We start from the raw sequence: 26,166 nt of genomic DNA on the forward strand, positions 1-26,166 counted from the left end.
GCGGGGGGACAGCGGGGCGTGCCATTCGGGGCGGGCGGCAGAGGCGTCACTGTCCGTGGCGGGGGCTAGTCTCGGCGTATGGCTGTGAACACGTCCGCGGAGGCGCCGATCCCGGTCGGCGAGGTGTCCCGGCTGATCGGCGGCTGGATCGACAAGCTCGGCCCGGTGTGGGTCGAGGGGCAGATCACCCAGTTGTCACGGCGCCCGGGCGCCGGCGTGGTGTTCCTGACGCTGCGCGATCCGTCGCACGACATCTCGCTCAGCGTCACGTGCCGCCGGGCGGTCTTCGACGCCTTCGACGGGGCGGTCGGCGAGGGCGCGCGGGTCGTGGTGCACGCCAAGCCGGAGTGGTACGCGCCGCGCGGCCAGCTCTCGTTGCGCGCGGCGGAGATCCGTCCCATAGGCGTCGGCGACCTGCTGCTGCGACTGGAGCAGCTGAGGAAGCGGCTGGCGGCCGAGGGCCTGTTCGCGCTGGAACGCAAGCGGCCGCTGCCGTTCCTGCCGCAGCTGATCGGGCTGGTCTGCGGCCGGGCCTCGGCCGCCGAGCGGGACGTGCTGGAGAACGCGCGGCTGCGCTGGCCCGCGGTCCGCTTCGAGGTGCGCAACGTGCCCGTCCAGGGTGCGTACGCGGTGCCGCAGGTGATCGAGGCGGTGCGCGGCCTGGACGCCCACCCCGAGGTCGACGTGATCATCGTGGCGCGGGGCGGCGGCAGCGTGGAGGACCTGCTGCCGTTCTCGGACGAGCGCCTGGTGCGGACGGTCGCGCAGTGCCGTACGCCCGTGGTGTCGGCGATCGGGCACGAGCCGGACATCCCGCTGCTGGACCTGGTGGCCGATCTGCGCGCCTCGACACCGACGGACGCGGCCAAGCGCGTCGTCCCGGACGTGGGCGAGGAGCTGGCCCGGGTCGAGCAGTTGCGGCAGCGGTCGCTGCGGGTGATGCGGGGGCTGCTGGACCGGGAGGAGCGGGGGCTGGCCGCCGCGGTGAGCCGGCCGTGCATGGCGCGGCCCCATCTGATGGTGGACGAGCGCGCCGAGCAGGTCGCGGCGCTGCTGGAGCGCTCCCGCCGCCATCTGCGGCACCGGCTGGACCGGGCGGACGACGAGCTCGCGCACACCCGGGCGAGGGTGGTGGCGCTCTCCCCCGCCGCCACGCTGCAGCGCGGGTACGCGGTGCTGCAGCGCGAGGACGGGCAGGTCGTGCGCGCCGCGGACGAGGTGGCCGCGGAGGAGAAGCTGCGCGCCCGGGTGGCCGAGGGCGAGTTCACCGTCCGCGTCACACGCTGACCGCCGGCGCCCGGTCCCGGGAGCGGGTGCCGCGCGCCCGGCCGCCGTGTCGGAGGGCGGCCCTAGGCTGGTGCCATGGCAGATCAGGACACGCTGGGGTACGAGCAGGCCCGCGACGAGCTCGTCGACGTCGTTCGCCGCCTGGAGGCCGGCGGCTCCACACTCGAGGAGTCCCTCGCCCTGTGGGAGCGGGGGGAGCAGCTCGCCAAGGTGTGCCGCGACTGGCTGGAGGGCGCCCGCGCCCGGCTGGACGCGGCCCTGGCGGAGGAGTCCGGCGGCGGGGAGGGGCCGCAGGCCCCGGAGGAGGAGTGACGGGGTGAGCCGGGTGCGGGCGGCGTGAGCCGTCTCACGGCGTAGTAGTTGAAAGTTTAGTTGAAAATTCATCTATACTCAGGGGAGTGTTCCGACGCGCCTCCCCCAGGGCGCGGTTCCGCATCCCCACAGAGGTACCGATGACCCTCCAGCTCGACGCCGCCGCCCAGAACCTCCTGTTCCGCCACGCGCGCACCGCCAACGCCTTCACCGACGAACCGGTGACCGACGAGCAGGTCCAGGCCGTGTACGACCTGGTCAAGTACGCCCCGACCGCCTACAACCAGCAGCCGCTGCGCATCGTGCTGGTCCGCTCCCCCGAGGCCCGTGAGCGCCTGGTGGGCCACATGAACGAGGGCAACCGGGCGAAGACCGCCGCCGCGCCGCTGGTCGCGATCCTGGCCGCCGACAACGAGTTCCACGAGGAGCTGCCGGCCCAGTTCCCGGCCTTCCCGCAGGCCAAGGAGGTGCTCTTCGGCGAGCGTCCGGTGCGTGAGGCGTCCGCGGCCTTCAACGCCGCGCTCCAGGTCGGCTACTTCATCCTGGGCGTGCGGGCCGCGGGCCTGGCCGCCGGCCCGATGACCGGCTTCGACGCCGAGGCCATCGACAAGGAGTTCTTCGGCGACGGCGAGCACTCGGTGCTGGCCGTGGTCAACATCGGCAGGCCGGGCGAGAACGCCTGGCGCGAGCGCGGACCGCGCCTGGCGTACGACGAGGTCGTCACCACCGTCTGACGACGACCGCCACCGCCACGTCACCGCCGCCGGCCCCGGGCCGGCGGCGGTGACGTGCTTCAGCCCTGCGGGCCGCCCCGCTCCTCGAGCGCCGCGGCCAGTTCCGCGAGCCGGGCCATCGGGGCCGTGCCGGTGACCATCGTGGTCACCCCGCCCTCCTCGCGCACCAGCGCGTCGTACTTGTGGCCCTCATAGCGCTGCCAGGTCTCGCCGTCGACGGTGCGGGTGCCCACCCGCCTCGCCTCGTGGCTCTTGACCGCGACGAACTTCTCCGCGGCCTCGTTGCTCTGCTCCACGGCCGCGTACTCGTTCTTCGGGTCGACGAAGCCCAGGTGCCACCGGACGGCCTTCGGGTCGGTGGACTCGTACGTCACCGAGGTCGCCCGCCAGTCCTCGCCGAGCCCCTCCGGGGCCGCCACCCGGTACGGGGCGTCGCGCCGTGCCTGGTCGAGCTCGACCCGGTAGCCGACCACCTTGACGGGGTCGTGGTTCTCGTCGTGCGGGATGAAGAGCCAGATGCCTCCGGCGACGACGCCGATCGCCGCCATCGAGAGCACCATGTCCCGCAGTGTTTCCGTGCCGCGCTTCTTAGCCACGCCCCCTATGGTCCACCATGCCCCGGACCGTCCGGCCGCCCGGGGTCGCACCCGGCGGGACATCCGCTCATGTGACGGGTGCCCTGCTCATCCTGGCAGGGTCCGGATAAGGTCGTAACACCCTCTTATCCCGGCCGTCCTCGTACAGAAAGGTGCGCTGTGATGACCGAGCAGCACGAACACCACAATCTGCCGCCGCAACTCGAAGTGGATCCCGAGGCCCCCGACCGCAACCTCGCCCTGGAACTCGTCCGGGTGACCGAGGCCGCCGCCATGGCGGCCGGCCGCTGGGTCGGCCGCGGCGACAAGAACGGCGCGGACGGCGCGGCCGTCAAGGCCATGCGCACCCTCGTCTCCACCGTGTCGATGAACGGCGTCGTCGTCATCGGCGAGGGGGAGAAGGACGAGGCCCCGATGCTCTTCAACGGAGAGCGCATCGGCGACGGACACGGCGCGGAGTGCGACATCGCCGTGGACCCGATCGACGGCACGACCCTGACGGCCAAGGGCATGCCCAACGCCATCGCGGTGCTCGCCGCGGCCGACCGCGGCGCGATGTACGACCCGTCGGCCGTCTTCTACATGGACAAGCTGGTCACCGGCCCCGAGGCCGCCGACTACGTCGACATCACCGCCCCGCCCTCGGTGAACATCCGCCGGGTCGCCAAGGCGAAGGGCAGCACCCCCGAGGACGTCACGGTCGTCATCCTCGACCGCCCGCGCCACGAGGGCATCGTCAAGGAGATCCGGGAGACCGGCGCGCGGATCAAGTTCATCTCCGACGGCGACGTGGCCGGCGCGATCATGGCCGTCCGCGAGGGCACCGGCGTCGACATGCTGATGGGCGTCGGCGGCACGCCCGAAGGCATCATCGCGGCCTGCGCGATCAAGTGCCTGGGCGGCACCATCCAGGGCAGGCTCTGGCCCAAGGACGAGGCGGAGAAGCAGCGCGCCCTGGACGCGGGCCACGACCTGGAACGCATCCTGCACACCGACGATCTGGTCCAGGGGGACAACGTCTTCTTCGTCGCCACCGGCATCACCGACGGCGAGCTGCTGCGCGGAGTGCGCTACCGCGCCGAGACCGCGATCACCCAGTCGCTGGTCATGCGCTCCAAGTCCGGCACGATCCGCCAGATCGACTCCACGCACCGGCTGTCCAAGCTGCGCGCCTACAGCACCATCGACTTCGACCGCGCGCGCTGAGTCGCCGCGGCAGCCGCCGCGTACCGGCCCACGAGAACCCGGGACCCCGCCGTGACGGCGGGGTCCCGGGTTCTTCCGGTCGTTCAGCCCGCCGCGGCTATCCGCGTCCCGGGGCGCTGCAGTTCCGCCTCCCGGCGGCGCCGCCGGGCCAGGACGACCCGGCGCTCCGCGGCGGTCATCCCGCCCCACACGCCGTACGGCTCGGGCTGGAGCAGCGCGTGTTCGCGGCACTCCAGCATCACCGGGCAGCGCGCGCAGACCCGCTTGGCGGCCTCCTCCCGGGACAGTCGCGCCGCGGTCGGCTCCTTCGACGGCGCGAAGAACAGACCCGCCTCGTCACTGCGGCACGCCGCCTCCGAGTGCCATGGGCCGCCCAGGTCCCGGGGGTGACTCAGGGAGGACCTGGAGGCTGCCGGGGGCTCGATCGGTTGAAGCACGGGATACTCCTGACGACGGCTCGGCTGGTGTCACCCTTGCCCGTCGCTGTGGCGCCTGTGCGTCTCCACGGGTCTGTCGGCGTGAGGAGTGCTACGGCGAGCGACGTGTCTCCTTGCCCTACCCGCTGTGCGCGGGTTCATGCGCACGGTGCCGGGCGCGCGCCGCACGCCGGCCCGGTGATGTGTACCGCCGACCCCCGTGCGCGGCACGCCAGTTGGCCTTCGGGAACGACACGGCGGCGGCCCGGCCGGCGTGCGCCGGGCCCGGGGACGCGGTCAGCCGTCGAGCTCGGCGGGGCCGAGTCCCTTCTTCTTCACGCGCTTGCCGCGGCGCGGCTTGGCCTCGACGCCACCCCAGAAGGCGAAGCCCTGCACCTTGATGACGGGGGCGCCCGGGTCGGGCGCCTCGTACGCCTTCACGTCGGAGCCGCCCATGATGCCCACGACGCCGCCGCCGCGGAGGGTGACGTTCTCGGGGACCTTGATCTCGATGCCGCCCATGATGGCGGTGCAGTTGATGACGAGTTCGGGGCTGGTGAAGGTGGCCTCGGTGAGGTCGATGACGACGCCGCCCATGATGGCGACGGCGTTGATCTTCGAGCCGGCCCGCCAGCGTCCCTTGCGTTCGGCGCCGCCGAGGATGCCGATCAGGTTGGGGTTCTCCCCGGACCCGTCGGGCACCCAGTGGTGCGCCCCCGGCGACGGCGCGGGGGCGCTCGCGGTGCGTCCCGCGGGGAGGTCGCGCACATAAGGCTCCAGTTCGCCGACGGTCTTGGCCGCGTACACCCCGTCGAGCCGCTCGGAGTGCTCCTCGGCGGTCAGGCGGCCCTCCGCGAGGGCATCGCGAAGGATGTCGGCCACCCGGTCGCGGTCCGCGTCGGACGCGCGGATATCGGCTTCGGCCACGGGGCGCACCGGGTGCTGTTCACGCTTCTGGAGCGACGACTCATCCACCCGACTACCGTACACAAACGCGATAGATCGCGACTAGGCCCGGTGAGGGTCACCTCACACATCCGGCAGCCCGCGAACGTTCTACGCTTGGTGGGCTTCTATGACGCAGCGCCAGTGAGGATGTCCACAAATGCCCCCTTCCTCCCACCCGACCGGCCCGGAGTTCGCCTATACCGACTTGCTCCCCCTCGGTGAGGACACCACTCCGTACCGCCTGGTCACCTCCGAGGGCGTCAGCACCTTCGAGGCCGACGGCCGGACCTTCCTCAAGGTGGAGCCGGAGGCGCTGCGCAGGCTCGCCGCCGAGGCGATGCACGACATCTCCCACTACCTGCGTCCCGCGCACCTCGCCCAGCTGCGCCGGATCCTGGACGACCCGCAGGCGTCCCCCAACGACCGCTTCGTCGCGCTGGACCTGCTGAAGAACGCCAACATCGCCGCGGCCGGCGTCCTGCCGATGTGCCAGGACACGGGCACCGCGATCGTGATGGGCAAGCGCGGCCAGAACGTGCTGACCGAGGGCGGCGACGAGGCGGCCCTGTCGCACGGCGTCTTCGACGCGTACACCAAGCTCAACCTGCGCTACTCCCAGATGGCCCCGCTGACCATGTGGGAGGAGAAGAACACCGGTTCCAACCTTCCCGCGCAGATCGAGCTGTACGCGACCGACGGCGGCGCCTACAAGTTCCTGTTCATGGCCAAGGGCGGCGGCTCGGCCAACAAGTCCTTCCTCTACCAGGAGACCAAGGCGGTCCTGAACGAGGCCTCCATGATGAAGTTCCTGGAGGAGAAGATCCGTTCACTCGGCACCGCCGCCTGCCCGCCCTACCACCTGGCGATCGTGGTCGGCGGCACCTCCGCCGAGTTCGCGCTGAAGACCGCCAAGTACGCCTCCGCGCACTACCTGGACGAGCTGCCGGCCGAGGGCTCCCCGGCCGGTCACGGCTTCCGGGACAAGGAGCTGGAGGAGAAGGTCTTCGAGCTGACGCAGAAGATCGGCATCGGCGCGCAGTTCGGCGGCAAGTACTTCTGCCACGACGTGCGCGTGGTGCGGCTGCCCCGGCACGGCGCCTCCCTGCCGGTCGCCATCGCCGTGTCCTGCTCCGCCGACCGCCAGGCCGTAGCGAAGATCACCGCCGAGGGCGTCTTCCTGGAGCAACTGGAGACCGACCCGGCCAAGTACCTGCCGGAGACCACCGACGAGCACCTGTCGGACGAGGACGTCGTGCGCGTCGACCTCAACCGCCCGATGGACGAGGTGCTGGCGGAGCTGTCCAAGTACCCGGTCAGGACCCGGCTGTCGCTGACCGGCCCGCTGGTCGTCGCCCGCGACATCGCGCACGCGAAGATCAAGGAGCGGCTGGACGCGGGCGAGGAGATGCCGCAGTACCTGCGCGACCACCCGGTCTACTACGCGGGCCCGGCCAAGACCCCCGAGGGCTACGCCTCCGGCTCCTTCGGCCCGACCACGGCCGGCCGCATGGACTCCTACGTCGAGCAGTTCCAGGCCGCGGGCGGTTCCAAGGTGATGCTCGCCAAGGGCAACCGCTCCAAGCAGGTCACCGACGCGTGCGCCGCGCACGGCGGCTTCTACCTCGGCTCGATCGGCGGCCCGGCGGCGCGCCTGGCCCAGGACTGCATCAAGAAGGTCGAGGTCGTCGAGTACGCCGAGCTCGGCATGGAGGCGGTCTGGAGGATCGAGGTCGAGGACTTCCCGGCCTTCATCGTCGTCGACGACAAGGGCAACGACTTCTTCAGCGACCCGGCGCCCGCCCCGACGTTCACCAGCATCCCGGTGCGCCCGGGGGCGTGACCCGTCCGGGACGGCCCGGCACCGCTTGCGCGGTGCCGGGCCGTCCCGTTTCCCCGGTCCGTGCGGGCCGCTTCCGGGGGCTGCTCCCGGGGAATGAAACGTGCCGCGCCACTGTCCTAGCGAGGGGTTCTACTGGGAAGTACCCGGTACGCCCGACGATGTCCGCGATGGAAGGGGTTCCGGCCATGCCCGAGCAGGACGCAGGGGAGCAGCGCGAGTACCGCACCGAGCACGACTCGATGGGCGAGGTGCGCGTCCCGGCCCACGCCAAGTGGCGCGCGCAGACCCAGCGCGCGGTGGAGAACTTCCCCATCAGCGGACGCGGGCTGGAGCGCGCGCACATCGAGGCGCTGGCCCGGATCAAGGCGGCCGCGGCCAAGGTCAACGCGGAGCTGGGCGTCCTGGACAAGGACGTGGCGGAGGCGGTCCAGGAGGCCGCCGCCGAGGTGGCCGAGGGGCGCTGGGACGCGCACTTCCCGATCGACGTCTTCCAGACCGGGTCCGGCACCTCGTCCAACATGAACACCAACGAGGTCATCGCGACGCTGGCGAGCGAGCGGCTCGGTCGCGACGTGCACCCCAACGACCACGTCAACGCCAGCCAGTCCTCCAATGACGTCTTCCCCTCCTCCCTGCACATCGCCGCGACGGCCGCGGTGACCGGCGACCTGATCCCGGCGCTGGAGCACCTGGCGGCGTCGCTGGAGCGCAAGGCCGCGCAGTTCGCGGACGTCGTGAAGTCCGGCCGTACGCATCTGATGGACGCCACGCCGGTGACCCTGGGCCAGGAGTTCGGCGGCTACGCGGCCCAGGTCCGGTACGGGGTGGAGCGGCTGCGGGCCTCGCTGCCGCGGCTGGCGGAGTTGCCGCTGGGCGGCACCGCGGTCGGCACGGGGATCAACACCCCGCCCGGCTTCTCGGCGGCGGTGATCGCCGAGGTGGCGCGGACGACCGGGCTGCCGCTGACCGAGGCCCGGGACCACTTCGAGGCGCAGGGCGCCCGTGACGGCGTCGTGGAGACCTCCGGGCAGCTGCGCACGATCGCGGTGGGCCTGACCAAGATCGCCAATGATCTGCGCTGGATGGGCTCCGGCCCGCGCACCGGTCTCGCCGAGATCGCCCTGCCGGACCTGCAGCCCGGTTCGTCGATCATGCCGGGCAAGGTGAACCCCGTGATCCCCGAGGCGGTGCTGATGGTGGCCGCGCAGGTCATCGGGAACGACCTGACGATCACGACGGCCGGCGCCGCGGGCAACTTCGAGCTGAACGTGATGCTCCCGGTGATCGCCAGGAACGTCCTGGAGTCGGTCCGGCTGCTCGCCAACGTCTCCCGGCTGCTGGCGGACCGCACGGTCGACGGGATCACGGCGAACGTGGAGCGCGCCCGTGAGTACGCGGAGTCCTCGCCGTCGGTCGTGACCCCGCTCAACAAGTACATCGGCTACGAGGAGGCGGCCAAGGTCGCCAAGCGGTCGCTGGCCGAGCGCAGGACCATCCGCGAGGTGGTGCTGGACTCCGGCTACGTCGAGCGCGGGCTGCTCACCCTGGAGCAGCTTGACGAGGCGCTGGACGTGCTGCGGATGACCCGGCCCTGACGGCACGCCGCGGCCGCCGTCCCGGCCGTCCCGGTGCCCGGCGTGACGAACGCTCGGCTCAAGGGTGACGCCTCCGTAACACGGGGTCCGTAAGATCCGTTCATGACAGCGGACATCCTTCTTCCCCCGGGGGCGGGCCAGGACGGCGGCGCGGACCACTGGGCCCCCGGCGAGCAGGTGCTGTGGCGCTACCGCGGCAACGGCAGCGCCGCGGTGCACATCTGCCGGCCGGTGACGGTGGTGCGCGACGACCCCGAGTTGCTGGCCGTGTGGATGGCGCCGGGCACCGAGTGCGTCAAGCCGGTCCTGGCCGACGGCTCGCCGATCCACCACGAGCCGCTGGAGACCCGCTATCTCAAGCCCCGCACGACGTCCGTCGACCGCTGGTGGGGTGCGGGCGTGCTGAAGCTGGCCCGCCCGGACGAGCCCTGGTCGGTGTGGCTGTTCTGGGAGCAGGGCTGGCGCTTCAAGAACTGGTACGTGAACCTCGAGGAGCCGCGGCACCGCTGGTCGGGCGGGGTCGACTCGGAGGACCACTTCCTGGACATCCACGTCACCCCCGACCGCGGCTGGCGGTGGCGGGACGAGGACGAGTTCGCGCAGGCCCAGACCGCCGGCCTGATGACGGCGGCGACGGCGGAGCGGGTGCGGGAGGCCGGCCGCCGCGCGGTCGGGGTGATCGGCGCCTGGGGGCATCCCTTCCGGGACGGCTGGGAGCACTGGCGTCCGAATCCGGCGTGGCCGGTACCGGCCCTTCCGGTTGACTGGGATCGTCCGGCAAGGTGACCGCGTGAGCGGCTTGCCGGGGACCCCTGCCCCAATCGTAAGATCGTGGCCCATAGTGCTGCACAGAACACAGGCTCACACTAGAGTTTGACGCTATGTCACCAAGGTCATACGGGAGGCCCGGGCTGTGGGAGTCGGCTACGAGGACATACAGCTGGACCGCACCGGCCAGGCCGAGGGGTTCGACGCCATAGGTGACCGCTACGACGAGGCCTTCCCACACAAGGAGGGTCAGGTCATCGCGGGCGAGTGGCTCCTGGCGCAGCTCCCGGCGGGCTCCCGCGTCCTGGACCTCGGCTGCGGCACGGGGCTGCCGACCGCCCGTCAGCTGGTCGAGGCCGGGCACGAGGTGACGGGTGTGGACCTCTCCGCGGGGATGCTCTCGCTCGCCCGCCGGCACGTGCCCCGGGCAACCTTCCTCCAGGCCGACGTCGCCGACCTGCGGGCCGGCGGCCGCCTCGGACCCGGCGGGCCGGGGGACCTGGGCCGCTTCGACGCCGTCGTGGCCTTCTTCTCACTGCTGATGCTGCCTCGGGCGGAGATCCCGCCGGCCCTGCGCAGCGTCCACGACCTGCTCCTCCCGGGCGGAATGTTCACCCTTTCGATGGTGGAAGCCGACGTGGATGACTTCGGGATTCCGTTCCTTGGTCACACCATCCGGGTATCGGGTTATCTACGGGGCGAATTGCGCCAGGTGGTGGCCGACGCGGGATTCATGGTCCTTGAGGAGGATTCGTACGCGTACGCGCCGCACACCACCGAAGTGCCGCCGGAGGAGCAGCTCTTCCTGCACTGCCGACGACCCGCCTGACGCGGCCGCCCCGTCACGTGCCCGGCATGTGACGCACCCGACCGGATGGAACGACCAGCGTGAGCACGGAGCGCATTTCTGAGCAGGCCGCTGTCCAGGCGACAGCGGCCGGCCCGGCACGTCCGGGCGACACCGAACCGGCCCCGGATCCACGGGCCGGCTTCCGGCTGCCCGCGGAGCCCGCGCCGGGCGGCGAGCCGGGCACGTCCACGCCAGCGGCGCAGGCCCCCGGGCGGTCCCCGGCCCCGTCCGCGGCGGGCGACCGCCCGCGCCGGGGCCGCCGTGGCGGCGGCGCCAAGCGCGGCGCGGCGGCCGGCGAGCCCGGCGGGACGGCCACGCCACCGGCGCAGCGTCAGACCCCGTCCGATCCCCCCGCGTCGGCCCCCGCCCCCGCCAAGCCCGGCCGCGGCGGCCGGCGTGCGCGCGGCGGACGCGCCGCGCGGCAGTCCGCGGAGGTACGGGACCGTCAGGCCGCCCGGGTGGTCGCCGCCGAGGGGGTCGCCGCCGTCCAGCACATGACCGCCGCGCCCGCGGACGGCGGCCGCGGACGGCAGACCGTACGGCTGCGCACCCCGGAAGCCGCCGGCGGCGCCCCGGCGGCCGGGCAGTCCTGGAACCGCTCCGCGGACCGGGACCGGCGGGCCGCCACCGCCATGGCGGCCCCTGTGGAACCCGGCCGCCGAGCCACCTCGGGCGGCGGGACCCCGGGCGCCCCGGGCGTTCCCGGCCCCGCACAGCCGGAGAGCGGCGAGCCGCGCACCCGGCAGCGGACTCCCGACACGACCCTGCCCACGTCCCGCGCGACGGGCCGCCAGGGCGGCCGCGGGGGCCACGCGGGCGGGCACCCCGTCGACGACGACTCCACCGGCGGCCAGCCGCTGAAGAAGATCGGCCCGCAGAACCGCGGCCGCGCGGGGCAGGCGGAGGCCGAGCGCCTGCGCTACGTCGGCGCGGCCACCCGCCGCATCGCCCGCGGCCTGGACCTGGACGAGATCGTGCTGGGCCTGTGCCGCTCCGCGGTGCCCGCCTTCGCCGACGCGATCCTGGTCTACCTGCGCGACCCGCTGCCGGTCGGCGACGAGCGTCCCTCCGGCCCGCTGGTCCTGCGGCTGCGCCGCACCGACCGGGTGCCGGACGAGAACGCGCCGGAGCCGGTCGAGGGCCTGCTGATGCCGGTCGTCCCGTCCACGGAGGGCGCGTACGGGGCGGCCGCCGAGGTCGTGACCGTGCCCATGGACGGCCCGCTGGCCGAGGTGCTGCGCGGGGTGCGCCCGGTGTTCTCCGACAACGCGCAGGCCACGGCGGCCCTCCACGAGCTGGTCGGGGGCTGCCGGCAGGCGGAGTTCGGCGAGACGTTAGACCTGCCGACCGGACGCCGGGCGATCCTGGCACCACTGCGCGGCCGCCGCCGGGTGATCGGCGCGACCGTGCTGCTGCGCCGTCCCGAGCGCGCCCCCTTCGACCCGGACGACCTGCTGATCGCGGCCCAGCTGGCGACCCACACCGCGCTCGGCGTGGACAAGGCGGTGCTCTACGACCGCGAGGCGTCCATCGCCGACTCCCTGCAGCGCGAGATGCTGCCGGACTCCCTGCCGGAGCCCACCGGGGTCCGGCTGGCCAGCCGCTACCTGCCGGCCGCCGAGTCGGCCCGGGTCGGCGGCGACTGGTACGACGCGATCCCGCTGCCCGGCAGCCGGGTGGCGCTGGTGGTCGGCGACGTCATGGGCCACTCCATGACCTCGGCGGCGATCATGGGCCAGCTGCGGACGACCGTGCAGACCCTGGCGGGCCTGGACCTGTCGCCGCAGGAGGTGCTCTACCACCTGGACGAGCAGGCCCAGCGGCTCGGCCAGGACCGCATGGCCACCTGCATCTACGCGGTCTACGACCCGATAGCGCACCGGGTGACGATCGCCAACGCCGGCCATCCGCCGCCGGTGCTGCTGCACGCCGGCGGTCGGGCCGAGGTGCTGCGCGTGCCGCCCGGCGCGCCGATCGGCGTGGGCGGGGTGCCCTTCGAGGCGGTCGAGCTGCCCGCCCCGGCCGGGGCGACGCTGCTGCTCTACACCGACGGCCTGGTGGAGTCCCGCACCCGTGACGTGTGGGGCGGCATCGAGATGCTGCGCGAGCGGCTGCACACGGCGTCGGCTCTGCTGTGCCCGCCGCCGCTGGAGCCGCTGTGCGACGAGGTGCTGGAGATCGTCGGCCCGGGCGACCGGGACGACGACATCGCGCTGCTGGCCGCCCGCTTCGACGGCATCGCGCCGCGCGACGTCGCCTACTGGTTCCTCGAGCCGCGGGCGCAGACGGCCGGCCGGGCCCGGCGCCTGGTGCGCCAGGCACTCGGCCGCTGGGACCTGGAGCCGCTGGCGGAGGCGACCGAGTTGCTGGTCAGCGAGGTCGTCACCAATGCGGTGCGGTACGCCGAACGTCCCATCACGCTGCGGCTGCTCCGCACCGACGTGCTGCGCTGCGAAGTGGGCGACGACGCCCCGACGCTGCCGCGGATGCGCCACGCGCAGCCGCAGGACGAGGGCGGGCGCGGGCTGTACCTCGTCAACCGGATGGCGCAGCGCTGGGGGGCGACCCGGCTGAGCGCCGGGAAGGTGGTCTGGTTCGAGATGGGCATTCCGGGCGGTGCCGACCGGTAGACACTCCGTATCCGTACACGTTTCATTCTTGGACATCGTCCAGAAACCATGGCGTGAAGTCGTTGTCCGGCGTGCCGAGCCGGTGATTCAGTGTTTGTGTGGTCGTTAGCGACCAGGAGCCCCCGACGGACTCTTCCGAAGATCGACGGGAGGACACACTCACATGAGCACCCCCTACACCACCAACAACGCCGGGATCCCGGTGGAGAGCGACGCGCACTCGCTCACGGTGGGCTCGGACGGCCCCATCCTCCTCCAGGACCACTACCTGATCGAGAAGATGGCGCAGTTCAACCGCGAACGGGTCCCGGAGCGCGTGGTGCACGCCAAGGGTTCGGGCGCGTACGGCGTCTTCGAGGTGACGAACGACGTCAGCCAGTTCACCAAGGCCGACCTCTTCCAGCCGGGACGCCGCACGGAGATGCTGGCCCGCTTCTCGACGGTCGCCGGCGAGCTGGGCAGCCCCGACACCTGGCGCGACCCGCGCGGGTTCGCCCTGAAGTTCTACACCGAGTACGGCAACTACGACATGGTCGGCAACAACACACCGGTCTTCTTCGTGCGCGACCCGATGAAGTTCCAGGACTTCATCCGCAGCCAGAAGCGCCGCCGTGACAGCTCGCTGCGTGACAACAACATGCAGTGGGATTTCTGGACGCTCTCCCCCGAGTCGGCGCACATGGTCACCTGGCTGATGGGCGACCGTGGCGTGCCCAAGTCGTACCGCCATATGAACGGCTACAGCTCGCACACCTACATGTGGGTCAACGGCGGCGGCGAGCGGTTCTGGGTCAAATACCACTTCAAGACCGACCAGGGGATCGACTTCCTCACCCAGGAGGAGGCCGACCACTACGCCGGCGCCGACGGCGATCTGCACCGCCGTGACCTGTACCAGGCCATCGAGCGCGGCGAACACCCCTCGTGGACGCTCTACATGCAGATCATGCCGTTCGACGACGCGGCCGACTACCGGTTCAACCCCTTCGACCTCACCAAGGTGTGGCCGCACGGCGACTACCCGCTGATCGAGGTCGGCCGGATGACCCTGAACAAGAACCCCGAGGACTACTTCATCCACATCGAGCAGGCCGCCTTCGAGCCCAGCAACATGGTGCCCGGCATCGGCCCCTCCCCGGACAAGATGCTCCTCGGCCGGCTCTTCTCATACGCCGACACCCACCGCTACCGGATCGGCCCCAACTACGCGCAGCTGCCGCCGAACCGGGCCCACACCGAGGTGCGCTCGTACGCCAAGGACGGCCCCATGCGCTACGAGCCGTCGCGCACCGCAGCGCCGTACGCGCCGAACTCCTTCGGCGGGCCCGAGGCCGACATCCGGCGCTTCGGCGACCCGGCCGGCTGGGAGGTGGCGGGCTCCATGGTGCACGAGCCGTACAAGCTGCACCGCGAGGACGACGACTTCGGCCAGGCCGGGACGATGGTCCGCCAGGTCCTGGACGGCGCCGCCCGCGACCGGCTGGTCTCCAACGTGTCGGGCCACCTGAAGAACGGCGTCAGCGCCCCCGTCCTGGCCCGCGCGGTCGAGTACTGGCGCAACATCGACAAGGAGGTCGGCGACCGTATCGCCGCCAACGTCAACGGCCTGTAGGCCGCACCTCCCCACGGCCGCAGCCCCGGTGCACGTGATGTCCGTCCGTGCCCCGGGGCTGCATCGCGCCGGCCGGTCCGGAACCGGGAAAGGGCCGGTCAGAAGGGTGTCAGATCACCGGCTCGTCACTATGCACAAGATCTATACACCACAGGTATACGCATGGTGTAGAGTCCTCGGTCATGAGTATCGGCCACACCCTGCTCGGACTCCTGGAGTCCGGCCCACGACACGGATACGACCTAAAACGGGCGTTCGACGAGAAGTTCGGTCATGACCGCCCGCTGCACTACGGCCAGGTCTACTCGACGATGGCGCGGCTGCTGAAGCAAGGACTGGTCGAGGTCGACGGCATCGAGCCCGGCGGCGGCCCGGAGCGCAAGCGGTACGCGATCACCGAAGCCGGTATCACCGACGTCGACAAGTGGCTCGGACAGCCGGAGAAGCCCGAGCCCTACCTGCAGAACACCCTCTACACCAAGGTCGTCCTCGCGCTGCTGACCGGTCGCGGCGCCGCCGGCCTGCTCGACACCCAGCGGTCCGAGCACCTGCGGCTGATGCGGGAACTGACCGAACGCAAACGGCACGGCGACCTCGCGGATCAGCTCATCTGCGACCACGCCCTGTTCCACCTGGAGGCGGACCTGCGGTGGCTGGAGCTCACCGCCGCCCGTCTCGACCTACTCGCGGCGGAGGTAGCCGAGTGAGCACCACGGAGAACCTGATGGAGGCCGTCGACCTGCACAAGGCGTACGGCCCGACCCCGGCGCTGGACGGCGCGGACTTCGGCATACGCGCCGGGGAGGTGGTCGCCGTCATGGGGCCGTCCGGCTCCGGCAAGTCGACGCTGCTGCACTGCCTGGCCGGCATCGTCCGGCCGGACTCCGGCAGCGTGCTGTACCGGGGACGGGACCTGACCGCGATGAGCGACGCCGAGCGCAGCGCGCTGCGCCGCGGCGAGTTCGGCTTCGTCTTCCAGTTCGGCCAGCTCGTCCCGGAGCTGACCTGCGTGGAGAACGTGGCGCTGCCGCTGCGGCTGAACGGCACCCGGCGCAAGGAGGCCGAGGCGCGGGCCGGGGAGTGGCTGGCCCGGCTGGAGGTCGACGACCTCGCGGGCAAGCGCCCCGGTGAGATCTCCGGCGGTCAGGGCCAGCGGGTCGCCGTGGCCCGGGCCCTGGTGACCGGCCCGCGGGTGGTCTTCGCCGACGAGCCGACCGGCGCCCTGGACTCCCTGAACGGCGAGCGCGTGATGCGCATGCTGACCGACGCCGCCCGTGACACCAACGCCGCCGTCGTCCTCGTCACGCACGAGGCGCGGGTGGCCGCCTACTCCGACCGCGAGGTCGTCGTCCGCGACGGCAAGTCCCGCGACATGGAGCGCGTCGCGTGAGCACCACGGACAGCGCCCCGGGCGGCGGCGCCCTCGCCACCTGGGTCCGCGACCTCGGCCTCGGCGTCCGCTTCGCGGCCACCGGCGGCCGCGAGGGCTGGACCCGCACCCTGCTCACCGCGGTCGGCGTGGGGCTCGGCGTGGCGCTGCTGCTCGTGGCGGCCGCCGTGCCGGCCATGCTGAGCGCCCGCCACGACCGCGCGTACGACCGGGACTACAGCTGGTTCAAGGAGCCGCCGAAGCAGACCGCGAGCACGGTGCTGTACGCGGAGGCGAACACCACCTTCCACGACGAGGACATCCGCGGCCTGCTGCTCAAGGCGGACGGCGACCGGCCCGTGCTGCCGCCCGGCGTCGACGCGATGCCGGCGCCCGGCGAGATGGTGGTCTCCCCGGCGCTGAAGAAGCTCCTCGCACAGCCCGGCAGCAAACTGCTGCGGGAACGCCTGGACCACCGGATCTCCGGCGTCATCGGGGACAAGGGCCTGCTGGGACCGAGTGAACTGACCTACTACGCGGGAAGCTCGAAGCTCGTCGCCCGCAGTGCGGACGGCACCTCGGGCAACGCCACCCGCATCCCGTACTTCGGCCGCGGGGCCGCCGAGGGGGAGCCGCTGGGCGGGGTGCTGACCGTGCTGGTGCTCATCATCGTCGTGGTGCTGATGATGCCGGTGGCGGTCTTCATCGGCACCGCCGTCCGCTTCGGCGGCGAACGCCGCGACCGGCGGCTGGCCGCGCTGCGGCTGGTCGGCGCGGACAGCCGGATGACACGGCGGATCGCGGCGGGCGAGGCGCTGTTCGGCTCACTGCTCGGCCTCGTGGTGGGCACCGGGCTCTTCCTGTTCGTCCGGCGGTTCGCGGACGACGTGACGATGTACGACCTCACGGTCTTCCCCTCCGACATCACCCCGGGTGCCGGGCTCGCCGCCCTGGTGGCGGTGGGCGTCCCGGGGGCGGCGGTCGCGGTCACGCTGCTGGCGATGCGCGGAATCGCCGTGGAGCCGCTCGGTGTCGTGCGCAACGCCGTACCGCGCAAGCGGCGCCTGTGGTGGCGGCTGCTGATCCCGCTGGCCGGACTCGGCCTGCTGGTCCCGCTGTTCGGAGCCGTCGACAAGCGGTCGGAGGTCAACTCCTACCAGGTGGCCGGCGGCACCGTGCTGCTCCTCGTCGGACTCACGGCCGTGCTGCCCTGGCTGGTGGAGGCGGTGGTCGGCCGCTTCCGGGGCGGTCCGCTGCCCTGGCAGCTGGCCACCCGCCGGATCCAGCTCAACAGCAGCGCCGCGGCGCGGATGGTCAGCGGGGTCACGGTCGCCGTGGCCGGCGCGATCGCCCTGCAGATGCTCTTCACCGGGGTGCAGGGCGACTACGTCAGCTCCACCGGCAAGGACCCGCGCCGGGCCCAGATGGTCGCCGACGCGGAGGTCCGCAGCGGGGCCGACGCGCGCAGGGTCGAGCAGGCCTTCGCCGCGACCCCCGGGGTCCGTGCGGCGCTCGGCCTGGTCTCCTCCTCCGCCGCGCAGGCCGACGCCTCCACCAGGTCCGTCGACGACCTCAGTACCGTGCCGGTCTTGGTGGCCGACTGCGCCACGCTGCGCGAAGTGATCACGGTGGGCCGCGACTGCGCGGACGGCGACGTGTTCCTCGCCGACGACGCGTACGGCTACGGCGACGTCGAGAGCGTCGCCCGGCCGGGCGGGAAGATCGACCTCAACGCGCCGTCGGGCGACTCCTACGTCGGCACCCCGCGGTTGTGGACCGTCCCGGCCGACGCCGAAAAGGTGACGCCCCGCATCGCGCCGGACGGCGACAAGCAGTGGGGTGTGCTGGCCACTCCCCGCGCCCTGGACGTGACGCTGCTGGGTACGCCCTCCGTGCGGGTCATGCTGCGGACCGACCCCGGATCGCCGGACGCCGTCGAGCAGGCCCGCAACACGTCCGTGCGCGTCGATCCGTTCGGCGACATCTACCAGCTCGAGGCGACCCGCGAGGACCCTTACTTCGGCACGATCCGGCGCGGCCTGCTCATCGGCGCCACCGCCACCCTGGCCCTGATCGGTGCGAGCCTGCTCGTCTCCACGCTGGAGCAACTGCGCGAGCGACGGCGGCTGCTGGCCGTCCTGGTCGCCTTCGGCACCCGGCGCTCCGTGCTCGGCCTGTCGGTGCTCTGGCAGACGGCGCTCCCGGTCGCCCTGGGGCTCGCGCTCGCCGTCGTCGGCGGTGTCGGCCTGGGCGCGGCCCTTCTGAAGATGGTGCGTACCCCGTTCCACATCGACTGGGCGAGCCTGGGCACCATGAGCGGGGTGGGCGCCGGGGTGGTCCTGGTGGTCACGGCCCTGACCCTGCCGCCGCTGTGGCGGATGATGCGACCGGACGGCCTGCGGACGGAGTGACCGGGGACGGCCGCGACCGTCAGCGGCCGTCAGCGGCCGTCAGCGGGGGAACCGTACCGGCAGCGGTTTCAGGGCACCGCGCAGCGCGGAGGCGAAGGTCTCGAACTCCTCCGCGCGCGCGGTGCCCGCGCGCATCGCCAGTGCGATCCGCCGCGAGGGCGCCGGGTGGGCGAAGAACCCCGTGGCGAGGTCCGCGCTGCGTCCGGTCTCCACCGGGACCGCCGTCCGCGGCAGCAGCGTCACCCCGAGCCCGCCGGCCACCAGCTGCACCAGCGTGGACAGTCCCGCCGCGGTCGTGGTGGCGGTCGCCCCCTCGGTGCGGCCCGCCTCCCGGCAGACGTCCAGCGCCTGGTCGCGCAGGCAGTGCCCCTCCTCCAGCAGCAGCAGGTCCAGCTGCCGCAAGGCCTCGCGGGGAATGTCCATGCGTCCGGCCAGCCAGTGGTCGCGCGGGGTGACCAGGACGAAGTCCTCGTCGAAGAGCGGCAGTTCGGCGACGGAGGCGACACCCAGGGGGACGGCGAGCAGCAGCAGGTCCAGCCGGCCCGCCGCGAGGCCGTCCAGCAGCGAGGACGTCTGCTCCTCGTGCACCTGGAGGTCGAGTTCCGGGTATGTGTCGTGGACCAGCCGCAGCACGGTCGGCAGCAGATAGGGCGCGACCGTCGGGATCACCCCGAGCCGCAGCACCCCGGTGAAGGGCGCGCGCGCCGCCTCCGCCTCCTCGAGCAGGTCGCCGACCGCCCCCAGCACCGCCCGGGCCCGGACCGCGACGCGCTCGCCCGCCGGGGTCAGCAGCACCTTGCGGGTCGTGCGCTCCACGAGCACCACCCCGAGCGCCTCCTCCAGCGCGGCGACCGCCCCGGACAGCGCGGGCTGGCTCGTGCCGATCGCCGCGGCCGCGTCCCTGAAGTGCAGGTGCTCGGCGACGGCCGCGAAGGCCCGCAACTGGGACAGACTGGGCAGGCGCTGGCTCACGCGCTGACTACTGATAACCGCCTCCGATCAACGATCTCCAGTCTAGTTGCGGGCGCGATCAATGACGTCGGCCCCGAGGGCGGCTCGCCCGCCTCTGTGGTGCCGGTCACTCTGCGCAGCGGGTCGCCCGACCTCATTCGACGACAACTCGACGATAAGTGGTTCCGATCAATGCGACCCGCTGGGGCGATTTCACTGATCAATGGGCTCATGGCAGGGTGATCGGGACCCATTGAGGGACCGCTGCGGCCACCCCGCGCCCGGGTCCCGACCCTGACTAGGAGTGCGCGTGCTCACCGTCGGTGACAAGTTCCCCACGTTCGAACTGACCGCCTGTGTGGACCTCGACCCCGAGAAGGCCTTCACCCAGATCGACCACAAGTCGTACGAGGGCAAGTGGAAGGTGTACTTCGCGTGGCCGAAGGACTTCACCTTCGTCTGCCCGACGGAGATCGCGGCGTTCGGCAAGCTGAACGACGAGTTCGCCGACCGTGACGCGCAGATCCTCGGCTTCTCCGTCGACTCCGAGTTCGTGCACCACGCCTGGCGCAAGGACCACGACGACCTGCGTGACCTGCCCTTCCCGATGCTGTCGGACATCAAGCGCGAGCTGTGCACCGACCTCGGCATCCTCGGCGAGGACGGCGTCGCCCAGCGCGCCACCTTCATCGTCGACCCGAACAACGAGATCCAGTTCGTCATGGTGACCGCCGGCTCCGTCGGCCGTAACCCCAAGGAGGTCCTGCGGGTCCTCGACGCGCTGCAGACGGACGAGCTGTGCCCCTGCAACTGGAAGAAGGGCGACGAGACCCTCGACGTCGTCAAGCTCCTGGCCGGTGAGTGACCGTGGCGCTCGATGAGCTGAAGTCCGCGCTGCCGGACTACGCCAAGGACCTCAAGCTCAACCTGGGCTCCGTGACCGGCAACTCCGAGCTCCCCCGGCAGCAGCTGTGGGGGACGGTGCTGGCGACCGCCATCGCCTCGCGCTCGGCCGTCGTGCTGCGCGCGCTGGAGCCCGAGGCCCGGGAGAACCTCTCGCCGGAGGCGTACCAGGCCGCCAAGGCCGCCGCCGCCATCATGGCGATGAACAACGTCTACTACCGGACCCGGCACCTGCTGTCGGACCCGGAGTACGGCAACCTGCGGGCCGGCCTGCGGATGAACGTCATCGGCAACCCGGGCGTCGAGAAGACCGACTTCGAGCTCTGGTCGCTGGCGGTCTCGGCGATCAACGGCTGCGGTACCTGCCTCGACTCGCACGAGCAGGTGCTGCGCAAGGCGGGCGTCGAGCGCGAGACGGTCCAGGAGGCCTTCAAGATCGCCGCCGTCGTGCAGGCGGTCGCGGCGACCCTGGACGCCGAGGCGGTCCTCGCCGGCGCCTGACGTGTGCTCATCCGGGCCCGGCCACCCTTGCGGGGGCCGGGCCCTTCGGCTGTCCCGCGGCCGCCCGCCCCGGGCCGCCCGGTGCGCGGTGACCCGACGACAGCCCGAGGGCGTGACGCCCGCCCGCCGGACGCGCCGCGGCCGCCCTCCGGGGAGGGCGGCCGCGGGTTCGGGCGTTCGGACCGGCCGGTGTCAGGCCGTCTCCTCCGGCGTGGCGTCCACGAGCCCCGGCGCACCGACCGGCGCCACCTCGGCGGCCGTCGCGCCGTGCGGCGGGGGCTCGTCGGCCATCGCCGACTCCCGCGCGTGGGCGCGCAGGTAGCCGACGACGGTGTTGGTCACCGCGACCAGCGGCACGGCCACCACCGCCCCGCCGATGCCGGCGATGAGCGAACCCGCCGCCACCGACAGGATCACCCCGAGCGGATGCACCCGCACCGCCCGGCCCAGGATGAACGGCTGCAGGATGTGGCCCTCGATCTGCTGCACCAGCAGGACGACCACCAGCACCATCAGCGCCGTGAACGGACCCTCCGTCACCAGCGCCACCACCATCGCGATGGCGCCCGACGCGACCGCGCCGACCAGCGGCACGAACGCGGCGAGGAAGATGATGACGGCCAGCGGCACCGCCATCGGCACACCGAGGAAGAAGATGCCGATGCCGATGAAGATCGCGTCGATCAGGGCCACTATCACCGTGCCGCGCACATAGAGGGTGAGCGTGCGCCAGGCCCGCGGCCCGGCGCCGCCGAGACCGTCACGGGCGGCCACGGGGAAGAGCTTGAGGCACCAGTTCCAGATGTTCCGGCCGTCGTAGAGCAGGAACAGCGTGCTGAACATCGCCAGCAGGATGCCGGTGAGCATCTCCACGACGACGGTGACGCCCTGCAGCCCGGCGTCGGTCAGCGCCTTGGAGTTGGTGCCGATCGCGTCCTGGAGGTTCTTGGCGATCTGGTTGATCTGGTCCTCGGTCACGTGGAACGGGCTGTTGAGCAGCCAGCGCTTCAGTTCGGCGATGCCGTCCTGGAGGCTGTTGGAGAGGTTGTCGACGTTCTCCATGACCTGCCAGACCACGAACCAGCCGACCAGGCCCATCATCACGAAGCCGCCGATGAAGACGATGGCCGTGGCGAAACCGCGCGGCACCCCCATCCGCTTCAGCCGGCCCACAAAGGGCTGCAGCAGCGCGGTGATCAGGAGCGCGGCGACGAAGGCGAGGACGACCAGCTGTATGGTGCCGATCACCCGCATCAGCACCCAGACGGTGCCGGCCAGGACCAGCAGCCGCCAGCCGAGTTCGGCCGCCACCCGCATGCTCCACGGCACCTGGGCGACCGGGTCACCGGGGCCGGAGGCGCGCGGCACGTGCCGGCGCGCGGCCTGCTCCTCCTGCCGGCGGGCCTCCTCGCGGGCGGCCACGGCCGCGGCCCGGCGCTGCTCCTCCAGCCTCCCGGCGAGCTTGGCCAGCTCCGCCGCCAGCCCGGAGCCCCATTGGCGCTTCTCCGACATCTCTTCCCCTGTCCCCCGCCCCCCGCCTGTCCGTCCGCACCACCGTACGCGCAACAAGCCCCCGATCCCTCAAGGGGTCGGGGGCTCGTCGGCGTTTCGTGGAGAGGCGGCCTAGTACCAGTGGTTGGCCTGCCAGAACGACCAGGCACCGCAGGGGCTGCCGTACCGGCTGTTCATGTAGTTGAGGCCCCACTTGATCTGGGTGCCGGGGTTGGTGCGCCAGTCGGCGCCCGCGGTGGCCATCTTGGAGCCGGGCAGGGCCTGGACGAGGCCGTAGGCGCCGGAAGAGGCGTTCGTCGCGGTGTAGTTCCAGCCGCTCTCACGGGTCACGATGTTGGAGAAGCACTGGTACTGCGAGGCGTCACCGATGATCCCCTGCGCCATCGCCTGTACTTCGGCCACGGTGTACGAGGCCTTCACGACCAGCGCGGCGCGCTCGGCGGCACGGGAGGCGGCCTCGGCCTTGCGATCCGCCTCGGCCTTCTCCTCCGCCTTCTTGCGGGCAGAGGCGTCCTTGGCGGCCTGCTTGCGGGCTGCCTCCTCCGCGGCCTTCTTGGCGCTGGCGTCGGCGGCGTCGGACTGCGCCTGCACCTGCTGCGTCAGGGAAGCCTGCTGAACCTGCTGTCCAGCGGGTATGTCCGCGAGGACGGTGGTCGCATCGGCGGCGGCGACGGGCTGTACGGCACCCTCGCTGCCGGAGGCGACACCGACGACGGCGCCCACAGTGGTGACCGCAGTGGCCGAAGCCACCGCGAATCCCCGGACCGAGATCCGGCTCACACGGTTTCCTTCCAGCGTCGCCCGCTTGGTGACCTCGCGGACGCGATCGTGCCCCTTCGCACAGGCTTCCTACTGCACCGGTCACAGAAGCACTGGCCCGGTGGGGCTCCCCCCGACGGGGCGGGGAGTCCGCTGATTCAGCTCGGGCGGCCCACGGCGAACGCTGTTCAGTTCTGAGGTTCCGTACGTTTGCGGGTACGGCTGTGCCGAGGGCGGGGGCCTGACAGAACCGACAGCCTGCCGCAGGCAGACGCGTCAACGCAATTCCCAGTTGCGTGTCAAAGCTCACACGCCGCGTGGGCCACGGAAATTTCCGTTACGCATCCGTAGCCTCCGCACCCAGCGCTAGGCTGCTGCGCCCTTGCGGCGCAGCAGCCTAGCGGAGCGTCGAACTCGCCTGTTACGCCCGGCCGTCCTCCAGCATCTCCGTCACGAGCGCGGCGATCGGCGAGCGCTCGGAGCGGGTCAGGGTGATGTGTGCGAACAGCGGGTGGCCCTTGAGCTTCTCGACGACGGCGACCACGCCGTCGTACCGACCCACCCTCAGATTGTCGCGCTGAGCGACGTCATGAGTCAGAACAACTCGGGAATTCTGCCCGATACGGGACAACACGGTCAGCAGGACGTTGCGCTCGAGGGACTGAGCCTCGTCGACGATCACGAAGGCGTCGTGCAGGGAGCGGCCCCGGATGTGCGTGAGGGGCAGGACCTCCAGCATGCCGCGCGCCACGACCTCCTCGATGACCTCCTTCGACGTCACCGCGCCCAGGGTGTCGAAGACCGCCTGGGCCCACGGGCTCATCTTCTCCGCCTCGGTGCCCGGCAGATAGCCGAGCTCCTGACCGCCCACGGCGTACAGCGGCCGGAAGACCATGACCTTCTGGTGCTGCTGACGCTCCAGCACCGCCTCCAGCCCCGCGCACAGCGCCAGCGCCGACTTGCCGGTGCCGGCCCGGCCGCCCATCGACACGATGCCGACGTTTGGGTCGAGCAGCAGGTCCAACGCGATCCGCTGCTCGGCGCTGCGGCCGTGGATGCCGAAGGCCTCCCGGTCGCCGCGCACCAGCCGGACCCGGCCGTCGGCCGTCACGCGGCCGAGCGCCTTGCCGCGCTCGGACTGCAGGACCAGGCCGGTGTGCACCGGCAGTCCGGCCACGTCGGGCAGGTCGACGGTCTCCGACTGGAAGAGCTCGTCCACCTCCTGGGCCGCGACCTGCAGTTCGTGCATCCCCGTCCAGCCGGAGGTGATCGCCAGCTCGGCCCGGTACTCCTCGGCCAGCAGGCCGACGGAGGAGGCCTTGACGCGCAGCGGCAGGTCCTTGGAGACGACGGTGACGTCGTACCCCTCGGCCTGGAGGTTCCGGGCCACGGCCAGGATCCGCGAGTCGTTGTCGCCCAGCCGGAACCCCGCGGGCAGCACGCCCGGGTCCGAGTGGTTCAGTTCGACGCGCAGGGTGCCGCCCAGCTCGCCGGTCGGGATGGGTGCGTCCAGCCGCCCGTACCGGATCCGGTACTCGTCGAGCAGCCGCAACGCCTGGCGGGCGAAGTAGCCGAGCTCGGGGTGGTGGCGCTTGGCTTCCAACTCGGTCACCACCACGACCGGCAGGACCACCTCGTGCTCGTCGAAGCGGAGGAGGGCATGCGGGTCGGCAAGCAGCACGCTGGTGTCGAGTACGTAAGTGCGCCGGTCGTGCTCACGGCGATTCTTGCTGGTCACCACGTGTGGACGAACCCCCTCGGAAGAGGTGCGGGTGCGACGGCGTCGCGCGGGACAGGGCCGGGACCGACCACGAGGGCCGGACCGCGACCCTTCGAGTCGACGCGGTCAATGCCGTCCGAGTCAAGGGTTGACAACGGCACGTCCGTGAGCAAAGGGCCTCCCGGGCGGACGGGCCAGGTGCCGTCCGCTTCTGTCCGACATCCATGGGCCGGATGTCGGTCTGACGGGTCTATTCCCTCGAAAGTGGAGGCCTATGCGACTGCATATGACAGGTGTTGGCCCGGGCTCTACCCTTGCCGCCCGGCAGCCCGATGTTTCCACGCCCGTCGCCGGGACGTTATCCGGCCACCGGCGCTTCGGCCGTTCGCCGCAACCCCGGTGTGGCGCATCTCTCCCCGGCGGGGCCGTTCGGGTGACCCCGGGAACCGGGGCCCGCGCTCAGGCCCCGTACCGCCGGTGCCGCGCCGCGTAGTCACGCAACGCCCGCAGGAAGTCCACCCGACGGAACGCCGGCCAGAACACCTCGCAGAAGTAGTACTCCGAATGCGCGCTCTGCCACAGCATGAAGCCCGACAGGCGCTGCTCGCCGGAGGTGCGGATGACGAGGTCGGGGTCGGGCTGGCCGCGGGTGTAGAGGTGCTCCGCGATGTGGTCGATGTCGAGGATCTCCGCGAGGTCCTCGATGGAGGTGCCGCGGCCGGCGTGCTCGTGAAGGAGGGAGCGGACCGCGTCGGCGATCTCCTGGCGGCCGCCGTAGCCCACGGCCACGTTGACGAGTATGCCCTCGACGTCCTCCGTGGCCTGTTCGGCCTCCTTGAGGACGGACTGGGTGCGCGCGGGCAGCAGGTCCTTCGCGCCGACGTGGTGGACGCGCCAGCGGCCGGTCGCGGCGAGGCCGCTGACCGCGTCCTCGATGATGCCGAGCAGCGGGACGAGTTCCTTCGCCGGGCGGTCCAGGTTGTCCGTGGAGAGCAGCCAGAGCGTGACGACCCCGACGCCGGTCTCCTCGCACCAGCCGAGGACCTCGGTGATCTTGTCCGCCCCGGCCCGGTGGCCCTGCTCCGTCGTCCGTGCCGCGGCCTTGGCCCAGCGACGGTTGCCGTCGAGGATGACGCCGATGTGCTTCGGAGCCTGGGACAGGTCCAGCCGACGCTCCACCCGGTGGGCGTACAGGTCGGTCAACCTGAGACGTACCAGGTCGCGCAGATTCATTGGCGGGCCCCTC

At 71.9% G+C, this 26,166-nt stretch carries 23 protein-coding genes; 15 read left to right on the top strand and 8 right to left on the bottom strand.

The annotated features are described in order from the left end of the window. Nucleotides 1-78: 78 nt before the first annotated feature. From xseA to AC3EUJ_RS06675, 3 genes are all read left to right on the top strand, one after another. On the top strand, nucleotides 79-1,287 hold the full coding sequence (gene xseA, locus AC3EUJ_RS06665; protein ID WP_431960044.1) for an exodeoxyribonuclease VII large subunit: 1,209 nt from the start codon (nucleotides 79-81) through the stop codon (nucleotides 1,285-1,287). Between the two features lie 75 nt (nucleotides 1,288-1,362). Then, the gene (locus tag AC3EUJ_RS06670; RefSeq protein ID WP_431960045.1) at nucleotides 1,363-1,599 is read left to right on the top strand and encodes an exodeoxyribonuclease VII small subunit; all 237 of its coding nucleotides are present in this window, start codon (nucleotides 1,363-1,365) and stop codon (nucleotides 1,597-1,599) included. A gap of 140 nt (nucleotides 1,600-1,739) precedes the next feature. After that, the gene (locus AC3EUJ_RS06675; RefSeq protein WP_431960046.1) at nucleotides 1,740-2,333 is read left to right on the top strand and encodes a malonic semialdehyde reductase; all 594 of its coding nucleotides are present in this window, start codon (nucleotides 1,740-1,742) and stop codon (nucleotides 2,331-2,333) included. Between the two features lie 59 nt (nucleotides 2,334-2,392). Here the strand turns inward: AC3EUJ_RS06675 and AC3EUJ_RS06680 are convergent, their stop codons facing one another. Next, entirely contained in the window at nucleotides 2,393-2,929 is a 537-nt protein-coding gene (locus AC3EUJ_RS06680) for a DUF4245 domain-containing protein (RefSeq protein ID WP_431960047.1), read from the bottom strand. Nucleotides 2,930-3,091: 162 nt separating this feature from the next. On the opposite strand from AC3EUJ_RS06680, the gene glpX reads away from it, so the two are divergent. Then, nucleotides 3,092-4,135, top strand: a complete 1,044-nt coding sequence (glpX, locus tag AC3EUJ_RS06685) for a class II fructose-bisphosphatase (protein WP_431960048.1) — start codon at nucleotides 3,092-3,094, stop codon at nucleotides 4,133-4,135. An 83-nt stretch (nucleotides 4,136-4,218) separates the two neighbouring features. Here glpX and AC3EUJ_RS06690 read toward each other — a convergent pair whose 3' ends face one another. Together AC3EUJ_RS06690 and AC3EUJ_RS06695 are read right to left on the bottom strand one after the other, a co-directional pair. Further along, nucleotides 4,219-4,572 carry a WhiB family transcriptional regulator gene (locus tag AC3EUJ_RS06690; protein ID WP_018561404.1) on the bottom strand — a complete coding sequence of 118 codons (354 nt, stop codon included), beginning with the start codon at nucleotides 4,570-4,572 and terminating at the stop codon, nucleotides 4,219-4,221. A gap of 276 nt (nucleotides 4,573-4,848) precedes the next feature. Further along, nucleotides 4,849-5,526, bottom strand: a complete 678-nt coding sequence (locus AC3EUJ_RS06695; RefSeq protein ID WP_431960049.1) for a DUF1707 SHOCT-like domain-containing protein — start codon at nucleotides 5,524-5,526, stop codon at nucleotides 4,849-4,851. Nucleotides 5,527-5,656: 130 nt separating this feature from the next. Here AC3EUJ_RS06695 and AC3EUJ_RS06700 point away from each other — a divergent pair, with 130 nt between their 5' ends. The 9 genes from AC3EUJ_RS06700 to AC3EUJ_RS06740 all read left to right on the top strand — a co-directional run bounded on the left by AC3EUJ_RS06700 (nucleotide 5,657) and on the right by AC3EUJ_RS06740 (nucleotide 18,574). Then, nucleotides 5,657-7,339: a fumarate hydratase gene (locus AC3EUJ_RS06700; RefSeq protein WP_431960050.1), complete on the top strand. Its 1,683-nt coding sequence runs from the start codon at nucleotides 5,657-5,659 to the stop codon at nucleotides 7,337-7,339. Between the two features lie 185 nt (nucleotides 7,340-7,524). After that, on the top strand, nucleotides 7,525-8,934 hold the full coding sequence (locus tag AC3EUJ_RS06705) for a class II fumarate hydratase (protein ID WP_431960051.1): 1,410 nt from the start codon (nucleotides 7,525-7,527) through the stop codon (nucleotides 8,932-8,934). Nucleotides 8,935-9,036: 102 nt separating this feature from the next. Then, on the top strand, nucleotides 9,037-9,720 hold the full coding sequence (gene fomD, locus AC3EUJ_RS06710) for a cytidylyl-2-hydroxypropylphosphonate hydrolase (protein ID WP_431960052.1): 684 nt from the start codon (nucleotides 9,037-9,039) through the stop codon (nucleotides 9,718-9,720). Nucleotides 9,721-9,847: 127 nt separating this feature from the next. After that, nucleotides 9,848-10,531, top strand: coding sequence for a class I SAM-dependent DNA methyltransferase (locus AC3EUJ_RS06715; protein ID WP_431960054.1), 684 nt, complete (start codon nucleotides 9,848-9,850; stop codon nucleotides 10,529-10,531). Nucleotides 10,532-10,590: 59 nt separating this feature from the next. After that, a complete protein-coding gene (locus AC3EUJ_RS06720) occupies nucleotides 10,591-13,182 on the top strand; it encodes a SpoIIE family protein phosphatase (RefSeq protein ID WP_431960055.1) in 2,592 nt (863 codons plus the stop codon). Nucleotides 13,183-13,345: 163 nt separating this feature from the next. Then, entirely contained in the window at nucleotides 13,346-14,794 is a 1,449-nt protein-coding gene (locus AC3EUJ_RS06725) for a catalase (protein ID WP_431960056.1), read from the top strand. A gap of 182 nt (nucleotides 14,795-14,976) precedes the next feature. Next, nucleotides 14,977-15,501, top strand: coding sequence for a PadR family transcriptional regulator (locus tag AC3EUJ_RS06730; RefSeq protein ID WP_431960057.1), 525 nt, complete (start codon nucleotides 14,977-14,979; stop codon nucleotides 15,499-15,501). Between the two features lie 17 nt (nucleotides 15,502-15,518). After that, nucleotides 15,519-16,184 carry an ABC transporter ATP-binding protein gene (locus tag AC3EUJ_RS06735; RefSeq protein ID WP_431960243.1) on the top strand — a complete coding sequence of 222 codons (666 nt, stop codon included), beginning with the start codon at nucleotides 15,519-15,521 and terminating at the stop codon, nucleotides 16,182-16,184. Further along, nucleotides 16,181-18,574: an ABC transporter permease gene (locus AC3EUJ_RS06740; protein ID WP_431960059.1), complete on the top strand. Its 2,394-nt coding sequence runs from the start codon at nucleotides 16,181-16,183 to the stop codon at nucleotides 18,572-18,574. Before AC3EUJ_RS06735 ends, AC3EUJ_RS06740 begins: the two co-directional genes overlap by 4 nt. Before the next feature lie 39 nt (nucleotides 18,575-18,613). On the opposite strand, the gene AC3EUJ_RS06745 is transcribed toward AC3EUJ_RS06740, so the two are convergent. Further along, nucleotides 18,614-19,546 carry a LysR substrate-binding domain-containing protein gene (locus AC3EUJ_RS06745; RefSeq protein ID WP_431960060.1) on the bottom strand — a complete coding sequence of 311 codons (933 nt, stop codon included), beginning with the start codon at nucleotides 19,544-19,546 and terminating at the stop codon, nucleotides 18,614-18,616. A gap of 289 nt (nucleotides 19,547-19,835) precedes the next feature. On the opposite strand from AC3EUJ_RS06745, the gene AC3EUJ_RS06750 reads away from it, so the two are divergent. Together AC3EUJ_RS06750 and AC3EUJ_RS06755 are read left to right on the top strand one after the other, a co-directional pair. Further along, nucleotides 19,836-20,390 carry a peroxiredoxin gene (locus tag AC3EUJ_RS06750; protein WP_431960061.1) on the top strand — a complete coding sequence of 185 codons (555 nt, stop codon included), beginning with the start codon at nucleotides 19,836-19,838 and terminating at the stop codon, nucleotides 20,388-20,390. Nucleotides 20,391-20,392: 2 nt separating this feature from the next. Further along, nucleotides 20,393-20,929 carry an alkyl hydroperoxide reductase gene (locus tag AC3EUJ_RS06755; RefSeq protein ID WP_431960062.1) on the top strand — a complete coding sequence of 179 codons (537 nt, stop codon included), beginning with the start codon at nucleotides 20,393-20,395 and terminating at the stop codon, nucleotides 20,927-20,929. 192 nt (nucleotides 20,930-21,121) lie between these two features. Here AC3EUJ_RS06755 and AC3EUJ_RS06760 read toward each other — a convergent pair whose 3' ends face one another. The 4 genes from AC3EUJ_RS06760 to AC3EUJ_RS06775 form a co-directional block, all read right to left on the bottom strand. Further along, nucleotides 21,122-22,441 carry an AI-2E family transporter gene (locus AC3EUJ_RS06760; RefSeq protein ID WP_431960063.1) on the bottom strand — a complete coding sequence of 440 codons (1,320 nt, stop codon included), beginning with the start codon at nucleotides 22,439-22,441 and terminating at the stop codon, nucleotides 21,122-21,124. 111 nt (nucleotides 22,442-22,552) lie between these two features. Further along, entirely contained in the window at nucleotides 22,553-23,221 is a 669-nt protein-coding gene (locus AC3EUJ_RS06765; protein WP_431960065.1) for an aggregation-promoting factor C-terminal-like domain-containing protein, read from the bottom strand. A gap of 400 nt (nucleotides 23,222-23,621) precedes the next feature. Continuing rightward, entirely contained in the window at nucleotides 23,622-24,941 is a 1,320-nt protein-coding gene (gene phoH2, locus AC3EUJ_RS06770) for an RNA 5'-3' helicase PhoH2 (RefSeq protein ID WP_431960066.1), read from the bottom strand. 438 nt (nucleotides 24,942-25,379) lie between these two features. Continuing rightward, on the bottom strand, nucleotides 25,380-26,153 hold the full coding sequence (locus AC3EUJ_RS06775; protein ID WP_431960067.1) for an isoprenyl transferase: 774 nt from the start codon (nucleotides 26,151-26,153) through the stop codon (nucleotides 25,380-25,382). Nucleotides 26,154-26,166: the final 13 nt, after the last annotated feature.

This window comes from Actinacidiphila sp. bgisy160, assembly GCF_057707815.1.